This window comes from Pseudoxanthomonas sp. Root630, from assembly GCF_001427585.1.
Taxonomy (GTDB): Bacteria; Pseudomonadota; Gammaproteobacteria; order Xanthomonadales; family Xanthomonadaceae; genus Pseudoxanthomonas_A.
The window spans coordinates 202,284-218,854 of sequence record NZ_LMGY01000012.1; the positions used below are offsets into that span (position 1 = coordinate 202,284).

Annotated in this window: 17 protein-coding genes; 14 read left to right on the forward strand and 3 right to left on the reverse strand. The window is 68.0% G+C overall.

Translation table 11 applies throughout. The annotated features are described in order from the left end of the window. Positions 1–5 precede the first annotated feature (5 nt). The 3 genes from ASD72_RS07090 to hemC all read left to right on the forward strand — a co-directional run bounded on the left by ASD72_RS07090 (position 6) and on the right by hemC (position 2,463). On the forward strand, positions 6–689 hold the full coding sequence (locus ASD72_RS07090; RefSeq protein WP_056879235.1) for an alpha/beta hydrolase: 684 nt from the start codon (positions 6–8) through the stop codon (positions 687–689). A 95-nt stretch (positions 690–784) separates the two neighbouring features. Next, positions 785–1,516 (forward strand): LytTR family DNA-binding domain-containing protein, encoded by a 732-nt coding sequence (locus ASD72_RS07095; protein ID WP_056879236.1) that lies wholly within the window; start codon positions 785–787, stop codon positions 1,514–1,516. A 38-nt stretch (positions 1,517–1,554) separates the two neighbouring features. After that, positions 1,555–2,463, forward strand: coding sequence for a hydroxymethylbilane synthase (hemC, locus tag ASD72_RS07100; RefSeq protein ID WP_056879237.1), 909 nt, complete (start codon positions 1,555–1,557; stop codon positions 2,461–2,463). A gap of 7 nt (positions 2,464–2,470) precedes the next feature. Here the strand turns inward: hemC and ASD72_RS07105 are convergent, their stop codons facing one another. Next, positions 2,471–3,376 carry a DUF481 domain-containing protein gene (locus ASD72_RS07105; RefSeq protein WP_235577964.1) on the reverse strand — a complete coding sequence of 302 codons (906 nt, stop codon included), beginning with the start codon at positions 3,374–3,376 and terminating at the stop codon, positions 2,471–2,473. Positions 3,377–3,552: 176 nt separating this feature from the next. After that, complete coding sequence (locus ASD72_RS07110; protein ID WP_056879238.1) at positions 3,553–4,203, reverse strand: hypothetical protein; 651 nt, start codon at positions 4,201–4,203, stop codon at positions 3,553–3,555. Between the two features lie 203 nt (positions 4,204–4,406). On the opposite strand from ASD72_RS07110, the gene ASD72_RS07115 reads away from it, so the two are divergent. Further along, complete coding sequence (locus ASD72_RS07115) at positions 4,407–5,378, forward strand: YafY family protein (RefSeq protein WP_056879239.1); 972 nt, start codon at positions 4,407–4,409, stop codon at positions 5,376–5,378. A 110-nt stretch (positions 5,379–5,488) separates the two neighbouring features. Here the strand turns inward: ASD72_RS07115 and ASD72_RS07120 are convergent, their stop codons facing one another. Next, positions 5,489–6,073: a lipocalin family protein gene (locus ASD72_RS07120; protein WP_056879240.1), complete on the reverse strand. Its 585-nt coding sequence runs from the start codon at positions 6,071–6,073 to the stop codon at positions 5,489–5,491. A 163-nt stretch (positions 6,074–6,236) separates the two neighbouring features. Here ASD72_RS07120 and ASD72_RS07125 point away from each other — a divergent pair, with 163 nt between their 5' ends. The 10 genes from ASD72_RS07125 (at position 6,237) to hslU (ending at position 16,496) form a co-directional block, all read left to right on the forward strand. Further along, a complete protein-coding gene (locus ASD72_RS07125; RefSeq protein WP_056879811.1) occupies positions 6,237–6,530 on the forward strand; it encodes a hypothetical protein in 294 nt (97 codons plus the stop codon). A 76-nt stretch (positions 6,531–6,606) separates the two neighbouring features. Then, positions 6,607–8,715 carry a prolyl oligopeptidase family serine peptidase gene (locus ASD72_RS07130; RefSeq protein WP_056879241.1) on the forward strand — a complete coding sequence of 703 codons (2,109 nt, stop codon included), beginning with the start codon at positions 6,607–6,609 and terminating at the stop codon, positions 8,713–8,715. Between the two features lie 65 nt (positions 8,716–8,780). After that, a complete protein-coding gene (locus ASD72_RS07135; protein ID WP_056879242.1) occupies positions 8,781–10,952 on the forward strand; it encodes a S9 family peptidase in 2,172 nt (723 codons plus the stop codon). A 253-nt stretch (positions 10,953–11,205) separates the two neighbouring features. Continuing rightward, entirely contained in the window at positions 11,206–11,604 is a 399-nt protein-coding gene (locus tag ASD72_RS21475) for a YbaN family protein (RefSeq protein ID WP_255357647.1), read from the forward strand. 43 nt (positions 11,605–11,647) lie between these two features. Next, the gene (locus ASD72_RS07145; RefSeq protein ID WP_056879243.1) at positions 11,648–11,860 is read left to right on the forward strand and encodes a lipoprotein; all 213 of its coding nucleotides are present in this window, start codon (positions 11,648–11,650) and stop codon (positions 11,858–11,860) included. A gap of 25 nt (positions 11,861–11,885) precedes the next feature. Then, positions 11,886–12,716 carry a diaminopimelate epimerase gene (gene dapF, locus ASD72_RS07150; RefSeq protein WP_056879813.1) on the forward strand — a complete coding sequence of 277 codons (831 nt, stop codon included), beginning with the start codon at positions 11,886–11,888 and terminating at the stop codon, positions 12,714–12,716. Continuing rightward, on the forward strand, positions 12,713–13,384 hold the full coding sequence (locus tag ASD72_RS07155) for a DUF484 family protein (RefSeq protein ID WP_056879244.1): 672 nt from the start codon (positions 12,713–12,715) through the stop codon (positions 13,382–13,384). The genes dapF and ASD72_RS07155 overlap by 4 nt, the downstream gene beginning before the upstream one ends. A 28-nt stretch (positions 13,385–13,412) precedes the next feature. After that, positions 13,413–14,288, forward strand: coding sequence for a tyrosine recombinase XerC (xerC, locus tag ASD72_RS07160; RefSeq protein ID WP_056879245.1), 876 nt, complete (start codon positions 13,413–13,415; stop codon positions 14,286–14,288). Between the two features lie 199 nt (positions 14,289–14,487). Continuing rightward, positions 14,488–15,039, forward strand: a complete 552-nt coding sequence (hslV, locus tag ASD72_RS07165) for an ATP-dependent protease subunit HslV (RefSeq protein WP_056879246.1) — start codon at positions 14,488–14,490, stop codon at positions 15,037–15,039. A gap of 68 nt (positions 15,040–15,107) precedes the next feature. Further along, positions 15,108–16,496 (forward strand): ATP-dependent protease ATPase subunit HslU, encoded by a 1,389-nt coding sequence (gene hslU, locus ASD72_RS07170; protein WP_056879247.1) that lies wholly within the window; start codon positions 15,108–15,110, stop codon positions 16,494–16,496. Positions 16,497–16,571 lie beyond the last annotated feature (75 nt).

Consider the following 16,571-nt stretch of genomic DNA (forward strand, 5'->3'; position numbering starts at 1 on the left):
GGGGCATGACGACTCCAGACACTTCGCTCCTCGACACCGTCGAACACGACACCGGTCCTTCCCCGCAATGGTCCGTGCTGTGGCTGCATGGGCTCGGCGCCGATGGCCATGACTTCGCGTCGCTCGTGCCCGAGCTCGTGCGGCCGGGCTGGCCGGCGCTGCGCTTCGTGTTCCCGCATGCGCCGGTGCGCGCGGTGACCATCAACAATGGCGTGCGCATGCGCGCGTGGTACGACATCGTCGGCATGGACTTCCCGACCCGCGCGGACAGCGCCGGCATCGAGGAATCCATCCTGCAGGTGGAAGCCCTGATCGAACGCGAACATGCGCGTGGCATCGCGCCGGACCGGCTGCTGTTGGCGGGCTTCTCGCAGGGCGGGGCCGTCACCCTGGCCGCCGGCCTGCGTCGACAGGTGCCGCTGGCCGGCCTGATCGCCCTGTCCACCTACCTGCCGGGCACGGCGCAGGCGGCCTCGAAACTCGAAGCCGCCGCCACCGCGCAGCCGGTCTTCATGGCCCATGGCGTGGGCGACCCGGTGATCCCGCTGGTGCATGCCGAACAGAGCGCCCGGGCACTGGGAGAGATGGGGTTCGAGGTGGCATGGCATCGCTATCCCATGGCGCACCAGGTGTGCGCCGAGGAAATCCGTGACCTGGGTGACTGGATGGAACGCCGGTTTGCGTTGTAATCCGCATGCGTCCCCGCCCGGGTGACGCGTGGCGCCGCCATGGGTAACCTAGGCCACGGGGGATCACGCCAACGTTCATCGAGGACGCCCTTGCCGTGAAAGTGGTCATAGCCGACGACGAACCTCTCGCACGCGAACGCCTGCGCGCATTGCTCGCCGAGCATGCCGGCGTCGACGTGGTGGCCGAGGCCGAGAACGGCCTGGATGCGCTGCAGGCCTGTTCGCAGCACCGCCCGGACATGGTCCTGCTCGACATCGCGATGCCGGGCGTCGATGGCCTGGAGGCGGCGCGGCACCTGGCGGCGTTCGATCCGCGGCCGGCGGTGGTGTTCTGCACCGCGTACGACGAACACGCGCTGTCCGCCTTCGAAGCGGCCGCCATCGACTACCTGATGAAGCCGATCCGTGCCGAACGGCTGGCCGCCGCGCTCGAGCGCGCGCGCACCTTCATCGCCGGGCGCGAGACCCAGGTGCCCATCGCGTCGAGCAGCCAGCCGCGCACCCACCTGTGCGCGCGGCTGCGCGGCAGCCTGCGCTTGATCCCCGTCGACGAGGTGCACTACCTGCAGGCCGAGGAGAAGTACGTGGTGGTGCACCACGCGCGCGGCGAGGACCTGATCGAGGAATCGCTGAAATCGCTGGAAGAGGAGTTCGGCGGCCGCTTCGTGCGCATCCACCGCAACTGCCTGGTGGCGCGCCACGAACTGGTCGAGATCAAGCGGATCGGCGATGGCCACGTGCAGGCCATCCTGCGGCACGGCAAGGCGCCGCTGGAGGTCAGTCGCCGCTGCGTGGCCGGCCTGCGCGAGACCGTCAAGACGCTCTGAGTGGCCGCGAAGGCCACCGCATGCGGGATAATGCCCGCATGACCACGCTGCGCATCGCCACCCGCAAGAGCCCGCTCGCCCTCTGGCAGAGCGAACACGTCGCCGACCGCCTGCGCGCGACCCACGCCGGCCTGGTCGTCGAGCTGGTGCCGATGAGCACGCGCGGCGACGAAGTGCTGGACCGCTCGCTGGCGGCCATCGGCGGCAAAGGCCTGTTCCTCAAAGAGCTGGAACTGGCGATGCTGCGGGGCGAAGCCGACTGCGCCGTGCATTCGCTCAAGGACGTGCCGATGGAGCTGGAAGGTCCGTTCGCGCTGCCGGCGATCCTGCCCCGCGCCGATCCGGCGGATGCCTTCGTTTCGAATCACTACGACGGTATCGCGGCACTGCCCGAGCGCGCGCGCGTAGGCACGTCCTCGTTGCGCCGGCAGGCGCAGTTGCGCGCACTGCGCCCGGACCTGCAGTTGCTCGACCTGCGCGGCAACGTCAATACGCGCCTGGCCAAGCTGGATGCGGGCGACTACGACGCCATCGTGTTGGCTTGCGCGGGCCTGCAGCGCCTGGGGTTCGATGCGCGTATCCGCGCGCGCCTGCAGGCGCCGGACTGGTTGCCGGCGCCGGCGCAGGGTGCGATCGCGGTGGAGTGCCGTGCGGAAGACCCCGCCGTGCATGCCCTGTTCGCGCCGCTGGACGATGCCGGCACGCGCGTGTGCGTGGAAGCGGAGCGGGCGATGAACCGCGCGCTGCATGGCAGTTGCCACGTGCCGGTGGCGGCGTTCGCGCAGCGCGAGGGCGACACGCTCGTGCTGGCGGGCCTGGTGGGCTCCGCCGCGGAAGGCCAGGTGATCCGTGCCGAAGGCGAGGGCGCCGCGAGCGATCCGGAATCGCTGGGGCGCCGCGTGGCCGCGCAATTGCTGGACCAGGGCGCGGGCGCGTTCCTGGCCTGAGCCGGCCCTACTTGAAGCGGTAGACCACGTTCATCGTGGTCAGCGTGTCGGTCTTCTTGATGTCTTCGGCCACGTCGCTGTTGTGGCGCGCCTGCCAGCCGGCCTTGAGCGCGAGGTGCGAGTTCATCGTCACCGAGACGCCGAGGTCGTTCTGGGCGAAGGTGTTGTACTCGCCCGATTCCACCAGCAGTTTGTTGACGATCTCGGTGTTCTCGCTGAGCGCGTAGCGCATGTCGATCAGGCCGCGGCCGATGAAGCCGGATTCGACGCGTCCGTCCACGGTGTCGTACGCACGGCGGTAGCCCGGGCCGACCTGCAGGTCGAGGTGCGCGCGTTCGTTCTCGACCACCCGGTTGCCGTAGCTCAGGCTCAGCGACTGCTGGCGGCTGTAGGTGCCGAAGTCGTCTTCCTCGTGGCGCAGCGCGGTGTTGAGCGTGCCCCGATCGTCCATCAGGTAGGCGCTGTTGGCGTTGACCGTGTAGCGGTTCGCCGTGGTGCGCGTGTCGCGGACGATGCTGCCGTCGTCGTTGGTGCGGGTGTACTCCGAACGCGAATGCAGGCCGAACAGGCTGGCGCTGTGGCGCCAGGCACCGCCGTCGGCATACGTCAGGTCCAGCCGACCGTTGAAGCTCTCGGTGTTGCTGTTGCCGCTGGCGGCCGCGAAGCCCAGCTCACCGCCGCCGGTCAGCCTGGGCGGTGGCGGCGCCGGTTCGGGCGGGGCCTCCGGGATGGGTCGCACCGCCATCGCCACCACCGGCACGGCGGTGACCGCCTCCTTGCCGAAGGTCTTTTCCGCCTTGGCCGCGTCGACTTTTTCGTTGCGCGGGAGCAGCGCATCCGCAGCCAGGGCAGGCGAGGCCAGGCCCGCGAGCAGGGCGAGCGTCAGCAGGGAGGGAAGCGCGGGCGGGGACATGGGGGCCTCGAGGGAGAGGTGTAATCGATTACATGGTAGTCATGGCCCGGCGGGGCCACAACCCAAGTGCTTGTTCCGATTCAGGTTTGCGACATGGATTGTGCCATGGATGAACGGCCCCGCGACCAACCGCCGTCACGGTTGGCGGGCCCGCGACGTCCTGATGCCGGCAGGCTTCACTCGGGGATGTCGATGGCGATCGCCGGATCGTCGTAGCGCGAGTAGGTCTGCACCACGGTATAGGCGCGGCCCTCGTTGTCGGTGCCGGCGTGGCGCAGCCGCAGGGGCAGGCTGCCGGTCCCGATCCAGTACTCGAACTCCACCGGCTCCGGCACGGTGTTGCGCACCCGGTAGTGGCGGGCGGCCACGCCGTCCACCTCGGCCTCGCCGAGGAAGTCCGCGGACAGGCCTTGCTGGGCCTGCTGGAGTTTCAGCGGATCCCGCCAGGGCGCCAGCGTTTCAGGAGGCAACGGCACCCGCGTGGATCGACCATTGATCTCCATGTACAGCGTGTTGCCGATGACGGTCTGCGTACCGCTGGGCAGGGTGATGCGGTAGCGGTCGGGTGCCACGTAGTCCATCTCGCTGCTCATCGGATGCGCGCCATCCATCTCCATCCGCGCATGGAAACTGCGGGCATCCAGGAACCGGTGCATCGAGGCCTTCACGTCCGCCACGGCATCCGTCGCAGCGATGCGGCGCGGTGGCGGCGGCGTGGTCGCGGGGGTGGTGGTGGCGCCGTCCGCGGGCGGTGTGCGCTGGCATGCGGCCAGTCCGGACAGGATCAGCAGGGCGGCCGTGGAGAGCAGGGGGGTACGCAAGGACATGGCGGCGGACTCAGGGAAAGGGCAGCGCCTTGGGTCCGTGCGTTGAGGGCATCCCGTCGGCGACTACACGCCGGAACGCCTGGCACCGCACGGGCCCAAGGCGCCGCCGGCGCTCGTCCCCTGTATTCCGCCCAACGTCAGGCGGGCGGCGAAAACGGCCACCCGTCGGCGATAATCCCGCCACGCCCCCTGCCGTGCCCCCCATGGACAAGATCGAACGCATCACCGCCCTGCACCGCATCCTCAAGGCGGCCCGCTACCCGGTCACGGTGAAGCGCCTGCAGGAAGAGCTCGGTTGCTCACGCGCCACGGTCTACCGCGACCTGGCCTACCTGCGCGACGCGCTGATGGCGCCGATCGAGGGCGACGGCGAGGCGGGCTTCCGTTACCACGCCGCGGAGAGCGAGCGCTTCGAACTGCCGGGCCTGTGGCTCAGCTCGGAAGAACTGTACGCACTGCTTGCCGCGCAGCAGCTGCTGGTCCGCACCGGCGGCGGCGTGCTGTCGGGCGCGCTGGCGCCGCTGCAGAAGCGCATCGAAGGGCTGCTGGCCGACCATGCCGGCGTGTCGCAGTGGCCGGTCGACCGCGTGCGCGTCATCCCGCACCGTGGCCGCAAACTGGACGAAGCCAGCTTCCGCGCCGTGGCCTCGGCCGTGCTGGAGCGCAAGCAGCTGCAGTTCGAATACCGCGCGCGTTCCACCGACGAGCGCACGCGCCGCACGGTGTCGCCGCAGCGCATTACCCACTACCGCGACAACTGGTACCTGGACGCATGGGACCATGAGCGCAACGCGCTGCGCAGCTTCGCCGTCGATCGCGTGGGCAACGCGCGGCTGGGAGAAGAACCCGCACGCGACCTTCCCAACGAAGAGCTCAACCAGCACCTGGCGTCGAGCTACGGCATCTTCTCAGGCGAACCCAAAGGCTGGGCGACGATCCTGTTCAGCGCCAAGGCCGCGCGCTGGGTCGCCGACGAGCAATGGCATTCCAAGCAGCAGGGCCGCCACCTGCCCGATGGTCGTTACGAGCTCAGGATTCCCTACAGCGTCTCGCGCGAGCTGCTGATGGACATCCTCCACTACGGTGCCGACGCGGAAATCGTCGAACCCGCCGTGTTGCGCGAGCAGGCGAAGGCGCTGCTGGAACTGGCGCTGTCGAACTACGACAAGAAATAGCGCCGTCCGCGTTGTGGGAGCGACGTGAGTCGCGAAGCTTCGTGGGTCGCCTCACCTGCCATCGCGACTGACGTCGCTCCCGCAGGGTTCTTCCCCCTGGCGTCGCGCTTTCAAAGCCCCTTAGGTTCGCCGAAGCCCGGTGTGCCGACCTGTGCAGGCACCTGCGGCACGCGGACCAGCTGGCGGGCATTGATGTTGTGGTCGCGCGCGCGCTTCACCAGGTCCTGGTACTGCGCGTCGTCCATCACCGGGTTGCGGGCGAGGATCCAGCCCATGTCGCGGCCCGGATAGTCGATCAGTGCCCATGAGTAGTCCGGCGCCACGTCGACGATGCGCCACTTCGCGGGGACCACGCCGACGAACCAGAGGGTCCATTCGCGATTGCCGGAGCCTTCTTTCACCGACGCGCGGGCTTCGCGCATCTGTTCGGGCTGGTCGAACCCTTCTCGGTAGTGATAGGCCACGCCGACCTTGTCGCTGTCGCGGAATGCGTATTCGTAACGCGCGGCGACGTGCCCGCGTTCGGCGAAGTAGGGAATGTGCGCCACCACATGCCAGGTGCCCATGAAGCGGGGCAGGTCCACGGCCGTGGGGTCATCCCGCACCGCGCCACGGCTGGCGCAGCCGGCTACCAGCACCAGCAGGAGGGCGACCAGGGCAGGTCGGGCCACGCGGAAAAACAATGGCATGGGCATGTGGGACTCCTTCCTCCCTGTCATACAGACACGCTAGTCATCAGGATGCGATGGCGATGTTAACCGGGGATGTCGCAACCCGTGAGATGCGCGTGCGCGAGTGTGACCCCGTACCGACATCAACCCACGGGAGTCCTTCGCCATGTCCACCGCGCCATTCCCCTTGTCCCACCAGAGTTCGCAGAATCGTCCCGATGCAGGTCTCGACCGTGCACTGCGCCGGGTCGTGTTGTCCGGCCTGGCGCTGGTGCTGCTGGTGCCGCTGGCCCGGGCCAGCACGGACGCGCTGGGGTGGTTGCCGTTGTGGCTGGTGGGCATGCCGGCCGTGGCGTGGTGGTCGCTGCACCGGTTCCGTCTGCCCTCGGCAATGCGGCGGCTCCGCCCTGCCGGCCGCCGCCGCGCCCCGCAGGCCCGGCGCCTGCGCGCCCGCCCTGCCGGCCTCGCCCGGGCAGCCTGACCTTCGGCATGGGGTGGCCTCCGGGCCTTGTGCTAGCGTGAGAGGTTCATGAATTGCACCTCCGGAGCCACACCCGATGCCCAGACTCACCCATGCCTGCCTGGCCGCCGGCCTTGCCGTTGCGGGCGCCATGACCGCCCCCGTCCACGCCAAGGAGGCTGACGTGTCCAACGACCCGTATGCCTGGCTGGAAGACGTCGAGGGCCAGAAACAGCTCGACTGGGTGAAGGGCGTCAACGCCAAGGCCGAGGCCGAGATCGCCTCGACCCCGGCCTTCAAGCAGCTGGAAGCGGACATCCGCGCGATCCTCGATTCCGACGCCAAGATCCCCGGCGTGCAGAAGATCGGCGACTTCTACTACAACTTCTGGAAGGACAAGCAGCACGAGCGCGGCGTCTGGCGCCGGACCACGCTGGCCGAGTACCGCAAGGCCCAGCCGCAGTGGGAGACCGTGCTCGACCTCGATGCGCTGAACAAGGCCGAGGGCAAGAACTGGGTCTGGCATGGCGCCGACTGCCGCAAGCCCGACTACACCCGTTGCCTGGTCGCGCTGTCGCGCGGTGGCGCCGATGCCGACGAAACCCGCGAATTCGACCTGGCCAACAAGGTGTTCCTGAAGGACGGCTTCTACCGTCCCGAAGCCAAGGGCGCGCTGGGCTGGAAGGACGCCGACACCGTCTACGTCTACAGCGACTTCGGCGCCGGCAGCCTGACCAGCTCGGGCTACCCGCGCATCGTCAAGGAATGGAAGCGCGGCACGCCGCTGGCGTCGGCCTCGGTGGTCTACGAAGGCACGGCGGAAGACATGTACATCGCCGCGTTCCACGACGACACGCCGGGCTTCCAGCGCGATTTCGTCAGCCGCACGATCGCCTTCTACAACGACGAGCTGTACCTGCGCGGTGCCGACGGCAAGCTGGCCAAGATCGACGTCCAGAATTCGGCCAACAAGGGCGTGCACAAGGAATGGCTGACGCTCGAACTGCGCGAGCCGTGGACCGTCGGTGGCAAGACTTACGCCGCGGGCAGCCTGCTGATTGCGCGCTTTGACGATTTTATGGCGGGCCAGCGCAATTTCACGACGCTGTTCGAACCGACTGAAAAGACGTCCCTCGCCGGATTTACCTGGACGAAGAACCACTTGGTTCTGAACATCCTTGACGATGTGAAGAACAAGCTCTCTGTGCTCAAGTCGCTTGGCGGAAGCAAGTGGGTGTCCAGCGAATTCGTCGGCGCGCCGTCGTTCGGCACCATCGGTGTCAGCGACGTGGACAGCGACGACAGCGATGCGGTGTGGCTGACCGTCACCGACTACCTGACCCCGACCACGCTGTCGCTCGCCGAGATCGGCAAGCAGCCGGAACAGCTGAAGTCGATGCCGGCGTTCTTCGATGCCTCGGGCAAGAAGATCGAGCAGCACTTCGCCACGTCCAAGGACGGCACCAAGGTGCCGTACTTCCTGGTCCGTCCGGAAGGCCTGAAGTACGACGGCAGCACCCCGACCCTGCTGTACGGCTACGGCGGCTTCGAAATCTCGCTGACCCCCGGCTACTCCGGCGGCGTGGGCAAGGGCTGGCTGGAGAAGGGCGGCGTGTACGCGGTCGCCAACATCCGCGGTGGCGGCGAGTACGGTCCGCGCTGGCACCAGGCTGCGCTGAAAGCCAACCGCCACAAGGCGTACGAGGACTTCGCCGCGGTCGCGCAGGACCTGGTCGCCCGCAAGATCACCTCGCCGAAGCACCTGGGCATCCAGGGCGGCAGCAATGGCGGCCTGCTCACCGGCAACATGCTGACCCAGTACCCGGAGCTGTTCGGTGCCGTCGTCGTGCAGGTCCCGCTGCTGGACATGAAGCGCTACAACCACCTGCTGGCGGGCGCGTCGTGGATGGCCGAGTACGGCAACCCCGACACCGCCGACTGGGAATTCATCAAGACCTTCTCGCCGTACCACCTGTTCGACGCGAAGAAGGATTATCCGGCCACGCTGTTCATGACCTCCACCCGCGATGACCGCGTCCACCCGGGCCACGCCCGCAAGATGGCCGCCAAGATGCTGGACGCGGGCAAGGACGTGCGCTACTACGAGAACATCGAAGGCGGCCACGGCGGCGCGGCGAACAACGCGCAGGCTGCGCACATGAGCGCGCTGGCCTACACCTTCCTCTGGCAACAGTTGGCCAAGTAAGTCCCCGGCGCCCCTCCCTTGCGGAGGGGCGCTGCCATTGCATCCCGCATTCCCGGACCCCATCCATGAAGACGACTTCCTTCCTGCTTGCCGCGACCGTCCTGATGAGCACCCCGATCACCTCCGCCCTCGCCGCCACCGCCACCCCGCCCGATGTGGCCAAGAAGCCGCACGTCGTGAAGGCCCCGCACGGCGCCGAGCGCAACGACGAGTACTACTGGCTGCGCGACGACAAGCGCGAGAACAAGGAGATGCTGGCGTACCTCAACGCCGAGAACGCCTACACCGATGCGGTGATGGCGCCGTTGAAGCCGCTGGAGGACAAGCTGTACAACGAGGTCGTCGCCCGCATCAAGCAGGACGATGCCAGCGTGCCGTACCGCGAGCGCGGTTGGTGGTACTACGCGCGCTTCGTCACCGGCAAGGACTATCCGGTGCACGCGCGCCGCAAGGATGGCCCGGGCATCGACGCGGTGTCGATCCAGGCCGCCAACGCAGCGGGCGATTTCACCGGTGAGCAGGTGCTGCTGGACGTCAACGCGCTGGGCGCGGGCAAGGACTACTACAACGTCGGCGACTACGAAGTCAGCCAGGACAACACGTTGCTGGCCTATGCCGACGACACCAACGGCCGCCGGCAGTACACCATCCGTTTCAAGAACCTGCAGACCGGCGAAGTCCTGGCCGATACGGTCACCAATGCCGAACCGAACCTGGTCTGGTCCGATGACGGCCGCACCCTGTTCTACGTGGACAAGGATCCGGAGACCCTGCTCAGCAAGCGGGTGAAGTCGCACGCACTGGGTACGCCGGCCAGCCAGGACAAGCTGGTCTACGAAGAGGAAGACGACAGCTTCTACATGGGCATCGGCCGCAGCCGCGACGATGCGTTCATCTGCATCAGCGTCGAAAGCACCGTGTCCTCCGAGATGCGCTGCACGCCGGCCGCGAGCCCGGGCGTGTTCACCGTGCTGGCCCCGCGCGAACGCGACGTCGAGTACCAGGCCGACCACCTCGGTGGTCGCTGGGTGATCCGCACGAACGCCGATGGCGCGACGAACTTCAAGATCGTGACCGCGCCGACCGATTCGACCTCGCGCAAGGATTGGAAGGACTGGATCGCGCACCGTGCCGACGTGTTCGTCGAAGGCTTCGAGCTGTTCGACGGCTTCAGCGTGGTGGCCGAACGCGCCAACGCGCTGGAAAGCCTGCGCGTGATCAAGGCCGATGGCAGCAGCGATTACGTCAAGGCCGACGAAGCGGCTTACTCGATGGGCCTGTCCGCCAATCCGGAAACCGGTACCGACTGGCTGCGCTACAGCTACACGTCGATGACCACGCCGGCCACGACCTACGAGATCAACACCAAGACCGGCGAACGCCGGCAGCTGAAGCAGCAGCCCGTGCCGGGCTACGACGCTTCCAAGTACGTGACCGAGCGCGTGTGGGCGCCGGCCCGCGATGGCAAGACGAAGATCCCGGTGACCCTGGTGTACCGCAAGGACGTCGCGCGCGATGGCAAGGCGCCCATGCTGCAGTACGCCTACGGCAGCTATGGCGCGTCGATGGACCCGAACTTCAGCATCACCAACGTCAGCCTCCTGGACCGCGGCGTGGTCTACGCGCTGGCCCACATCCGCGGCGGCCAGGAAATGGGCCGCGCGTGGTACGACGACGGCAAGCTCTACAACAAGATCAACACCTTCACCGACTTCATCGATGTCACCGACTACCTGGTGAAGGAAGGCTACGCGGCCAAGGGTCGCGTGGCGGCGATGGGCGGCAGCGCCGGTGGCCTGCTGATGGGCGCGGTGTCGAACATGGCGCCGGAGAAGTACAAGGTCATCCTGACCCTGGTGCCGTTCGTCGACGTCGTTACCACGATGCTGGACCCCACGATTCCGCTGACCACCAACGAATACGACGAGTGGGGCAACCCGGAAGAGAAGGGCTACTACGACTACATCCTGACCTACTCGCCCTACGACAACCTGCAGGCCAAGGCCTACCCGGCGATGTTCGTCGGCACCGGCCTGTGGGATTCGCAGGTGCAGTACTGGGAGCCGGCCAAGTACGTCGCCCGCCTGCGCGACCTCGACACCGGCAAGGGCCCGGTGGTGTTCCGCACCAACATGGAAGCCGGCCACGGCGGCAAGTCCGGCCGTTTCCGCCAGTACCGCGAGCGCGCCGAGATGTTCGCCTTCATGCTGGACCAGCTGGGCGTCGCATCGAAGTAATCGCTGCCGCAGGGCAGGAAGAAAGCCGGGGAAACCCGGCTTTCTTCGTTTCCAGGCCCAGCCCGACCGGCGGCACTCCAGCCTCGCGGCCCTGCGGCCGATAACCCGGGGGAACAGGACGGAGACGGAGAGGTGGGCCATGGCGAGGTGGGGCGCGGTCGTCCGCTGCGCGCACGTCGTGTTCGCGCCATCGGCCGCGGATTTGGGGTACAAGGGCGCGGTGCACGATACGTCTCCTCCCAAGCCCCGCGATCTGCCCGACCCCAGGCCTGCTCGGTTCCGCTGGGCGTGGTGGTTGCTGGCGTACGCGAGCCTGGGCATGGGGATCCTCGGCGTGTTCGTGCCGGGGTTGCCGACGACGGTGTTCATCCTGATCGCGGCCTATGCGGCCTCGCGCGGTTCCGACCGGCTGCATCGCTACCTGGTCACGCACCCGCGCTTCGGCCCGATGATCCACGACTGGCACCTTCACCGCGCGGTGTCGCGGCGTGCCAAGTGGGCGGCCACCTGGACGATGCTTCTCAGTGCCGCGATCCTGCTCGCGCTGATGCTGTGGACCGGTTCGCACCGCTGGTGGATGGTCGCGTTGCCGATCGCCTGCATGGCCGTGGTCGGCACCTGGTTGTGGTTGCGCCCGGAACCGCCGCGCTGACCTCCGGCCGCCGCGTTCATCGGCCTGTGGCTATACTCGCGGCATGAACCGGAACGCCCGTCTTTTCGCCGCCGCCGCCCTGATGGCGGTCCTGTCCGCCTGCGGAGCCAAGGGCCCGCTGTTCCTCCCGGAAAAGCCCGCGGAAGACGCGCCGGTGACGCCGGCGACGACCCCCGAGACGACGCCCGCGCCCGCATTGCCCGCCGAACCGCCGATCGATCCCGCCACGGTGCCGGCCACCGACGGGAATGGCTGAGCCGGCCCGCACGCGGGAGACGTCCATGCGTTTCACCAAGATGCACGGCGCCGGCAACGACTTCGTCGTGCTGGATCTGCGCGATGGCCTGGCGCCGCCCGACGCATCGCTCGCCGCGCGCCTGGCCGACCGTCATCGCGGCGTGGGCTGCGACCAGATCCTGACCATCGAACCGCCGCGTTCGGCCGATGCCGTCGCCGCGTACGGCATCTGGAACGCCGACGGCTCGCCTTCCCAGCAGTGCGGCAACGGCGCGCGCTGCGTGGCGGCCTGGCTGGTGCGCGACGGCGTGGCGCGCGGCGACAGCTTCGTCGTCGATAGCCCGCTGGCCACGCACGCGGTCGAGCGCCTGGGCGACGACCGCTACGCCATCGCCATGGGCGTGCCCGAGTTCGCGCCGGCCCGCATCCCGCTGCATGGGTTCGGCGAGCCGCGCGGCGAGTACGACGCCGACGTGGACGAAGGGGTACGGCTGCGCTTCGGTGCGGTATCGATGGGCAATCCGCATGCCGTGATCGAAGTGCGGTCCGTGGACGACGCACCGGTGCGCCACTACGGTCCGCTGCTGCAGCGCTCGCCGCATTTCCCGGAATCGGTCAACGTCGGCTTCGCCGAGGTGGTCGCGCGCGACCGCGTGCGCCTGCGTGTCTACGAGCGCGGCGTGGGCGAGACGCTCGCCTGCGGCAGCGGCGCGTGCGCGGCCGCGGCTGTGCTGATCCGCCGTGGCCGGGTGGACCGCGACGTGGCCATCGCGCTCCCGGGCGGCGAGCTCCGCATCCGCTGGCCGTCCGACGACGCGCCGGTCATCATGTCCGGGCCAGCGGCATTCGTATTCGAAGGGGAATGGAAAGCATGAGCGAGACACTCGAAAAGCTGGGCGCCCACGAAGTCGCAGCCTGGCTGCGGCGGCACCCGACCTTCCTGAAGCAGTTCCCCGACCTGGCCCTGAGCCTGGTGGTGCCGCGCGACGACGGCCCCACCGCGTCGCTCGCGAGCTACCAGCTCGAGGTACTGCGCGACAAGAATCGCGAACTGTCCAAGCGCCTCAACGACCTGTTCGGCAACGCGCAGGAGAACGAGCGCCTGGCCGTGCGCACGCACCAGCTGGCGCTCACGCTGATGAAGCAGGGCAGCGCCGCCGATACCGTGCGTGCGATGGCCGCTTCGCTGGCCGAGGATTTCAACGGCGACCGGGTCAGCATCGTCCTGCTCGAACCGGTCGCCGGCCTGGAAGAGAGCGAATGGCTGCAGGTCGTGCCGGCCGACAATCCGCACATGGCGCCGTTCCGCGACTGCCTGCGCGATGGCGAGCCGATCTGCGGCCGCCTGCAGCCGGAGAAGCACGTATTGCTGTACGGCTCGCGTGCGGAAGAGGTCGCCTCGTCGGCGTTGTTGCCGTTGCCCGGCATCGGCCTGGTCGCCGTGGGCAGCCGCGACAGCAATCGTTTCTATCCCGGCATGGGCACGCTGTTCCTGCGCATGATGGGCGAGACGCTGGCGACGGCGTTGAAGCGGTTCGCCTGACCCGGGCGCATCGCGCGGGCCTGCGCGCATGACGGTCGCCGATTTTCTCGCCTATCTCGAAGTCGAGCGCCGCGTTTCCGCGCACACGCTGGATGCCTACCGTCGCGATCTCGCCGCGCTGGCGGAGTGGGCGCAGGCGCAACAGATCGTCGATGTCGCCGATATCCAGGCAGAGCAGCTGCGTGGCTTCGTCGCCGCCGAGCATCGTCGCGGCCTGTCGCCCAAGAGCCTGCAGCGGCGCCTATCGGCGTGCCGCAGCTTCTACCAGTGGTTGTTGAAGCATGGTCGCATCGCGGCCAGCCCGGCCGCCGCACTGCGCGCACCCAAGGCCCCGCGCAAGCTGCCGCAAGTGCTGGATGCGGACGAAGCGGTACGCCTGGTGGAAGTGCCCACCGATGCGCCGCTCGGTCTGCGCGATCGCGCGTTGCTGGAACTGTTCTATTCCTCCGGTTTGCGCCTGAGCGAACTGTGCCTGCTGCGCTGGCGCGACCTGGACATGGCCGGCGGCATGGTCAACGTGCTCGGCAAGGGCAACAAGGAGCGACGCGTCCCGGTGGGCTCGCACGCGCGCCGCGCGCTGGACGAATGGCGGCAGGAGCGCCCCGCCGGCAACGAGGCGTTCGTGTTTCCCGGCCGTGGCGACGGGCCGATCTCGCAGCGCGCGGTGCAGATCCGCATCAAGCACCTGGCGCAGCGCCAGGGCCTGTTCAAGCACGTGCATCCGCACATGCTGCGGCACAGTTTCGCCAGCCATATCCTCGAGTCTTCCGGCGACCTTCGTGGTGTGCAGGAATTGCTGGGCCACGCCGATATCGCGACCACCCAGATCTACACCCATCTGGACTTCCAGCACCTGGCCAAGGTTTACGACGCCGCGCATCCTCGGGCCAAGCGCAAGAAATAAGAGGCCGTAGAGCCGTAGGCTGGGATGCAGCGCAGCGAAATCCCAGCGTCGTGCGCGATCTGGCTCCGGCGCGCTGGGATTACGCGTTGCTTCATCCCAGCCTACGGCCAGCCGTTCAAGCCCATGTCGTGGACCCAAAGGTCATGCTTGAACCGGAGAGCGGCGTCCCCACCTCTGTGGGAACACCCCGGAGGCCTCCATGGACCCCAGCCAGAACCCGAACGTCTTCCACGCCACCACCATCCTGTCCGTACGCCGCAACGGCCATGTCGCCGTCGCCGGCGATGGCCAGGTGACGCTGGGCCACACCGTCATGAAGGGCAACGCGCGCAAGGTGCGCCGGCTCGGTCGCGATGGCCAGGTGCTGGCCGGTTTCGCCGGGGCGGCAGCGGATGCATTCACGCTGTTCGAATTGTTCGAGGCCAAGCTGGAGAAGCACGGCCAGCTGACACGCGCCGCGGTTGAACTGGCGAAGGACTGGCGCACCGAACGTCGCCTGGGCAAGCTCGAGGCACTGCTCGCCGTCGCCGACAAGGAAACCTCGCTGATCATCAGCGGCACCGGCGATGTCATCGAGCCGGAGGACGGCATCATCGCCATCGGCTCGGGCGGCTCCTACGCCTTGTCCGCCGCGCGCGCGCTGCTCGCCCACACCGAACTCGACGCGAAGTCGATCGCCGTCGAGTCGCTGAACATCGCCGGCGACATCTGCATCTACACCAACCGCAACGTGGTGGTCGAAGAGCTCTGAGCTCCGGCCGCTGTCCCGCCCCGGCCGTCGCGGTCGGGGCTGAAGCCCCTCCTACGAAACAGCACGCCATGACCGAAAACACTTCATCCACGATGACCCCGCGCGAGATCGTGCAGGAACTCGACCGTCATATCGTCGGCCAGCACGCCGCCAAGCGCGCGGTCGCCATCGCGCTGCGCAACCGCTGGCGCCGCATGCAGTTGCACGAAGGCCTGCGCAATGAAGTCATGCCGAAGAACATCCTGCTGATCGGCCCCACCGGCGTCGGCAAGACCGAGATCGCGCGCCGCCTGGCGACGCTGGCCAACGCGCCGTTCGTCAAGGTCGAGGCCACGCGCTTCACCGAGGTCGGCTACGTGGGCAAGGACGTCGAGCAGATCGTCCGCGACCTCGCCGACACCGCGGTGAAGATGTACCGCGAGCAGGCCAAGGCGCGCATGCGCACCCAGGCCGAAGAGCGTGCGGAAGACCGCATCCTCGACGCGCTGCTTCCGCGTCGCGAGGGCGCTGGCGGCGGTTTCGGTTTCGGCGCGAACACCACCACCACCGTCGACATCGGCGCGGAGCCGTCGTCGAAGGAGTCCGAAACCCGGCAGAAGCTGCGCCGCCAGCTGCGCAATGGCGACCTCGATGAGCGCGAGATCGAACTCGAGCTGTCCGCCAACGTCGGCGTGGACATCATGACGCCGCCGGGCATGGAGGAGATGGGCCAGCAGTTGCGGCAGATGTTCTCGAACCTGGGCGGCAGCAAGACCCACAAGCGCACCGTGACCATCAAGGCCGCGCGCCCGCAGCTGGTCGAAGAGGAAGCGGGCAAGCTGGTCAACGAGGACGACATCCGCGCGGCCGCCATCGAAGCCTGCGAACAGCACGGCATCGTCTTCATCGACGAGATCGACAAGGTCGCCAAGCGCGGCGGCAACGTCGGCGGCGCCGATGTCAGCCGCGAGGGCGTGCAGCGCGACCTGCTGCCGCTGGTGGAGGGCAGCAATGTGTCCACCAAGTACGGCACGGTGAAGACGGACCACATCCTGTTCATCGCGTCCGGCGCGTTCCACCTGGCCAAGCCGAGCGATCTGATCCCGGAGCTGCAGGGCCGCTTCCCGATCCGCGTCGAACTGTCGGCACTGAGCAAGGATGACTTCATCCGCATCCTCACCGAACCCAAGGCGGCGTTGAGCAAGCAGTACGTGGAGCTGATGAAGACCGAGGGCGTCGCGTTGCGCTTCAGCGACGATGCGATCGATCGCCTCGCCGAGATCGCCGCACTGGTCAACGAGCGGCAGGAGAACATCGGTGCGCGCCGGCTGCACACCGTGCTGGAGCGCCTGCTGGACACGCTGAGCTACGAGGCGCCCGATCGCGATGGCCAGAGCGTGGTCATCGACCGGGCCTACGTCGATGCGCACCTGGGCGAGCTGGTGCAGGACCCGGACCTCAGCCGCTACATCCTGTAGCCCCCGAACCCGCCGCGAGGCGGGTTCTTCGTTTCTGGAGGACATCGACCCGTCGGTTACAATCGATGCATCCCC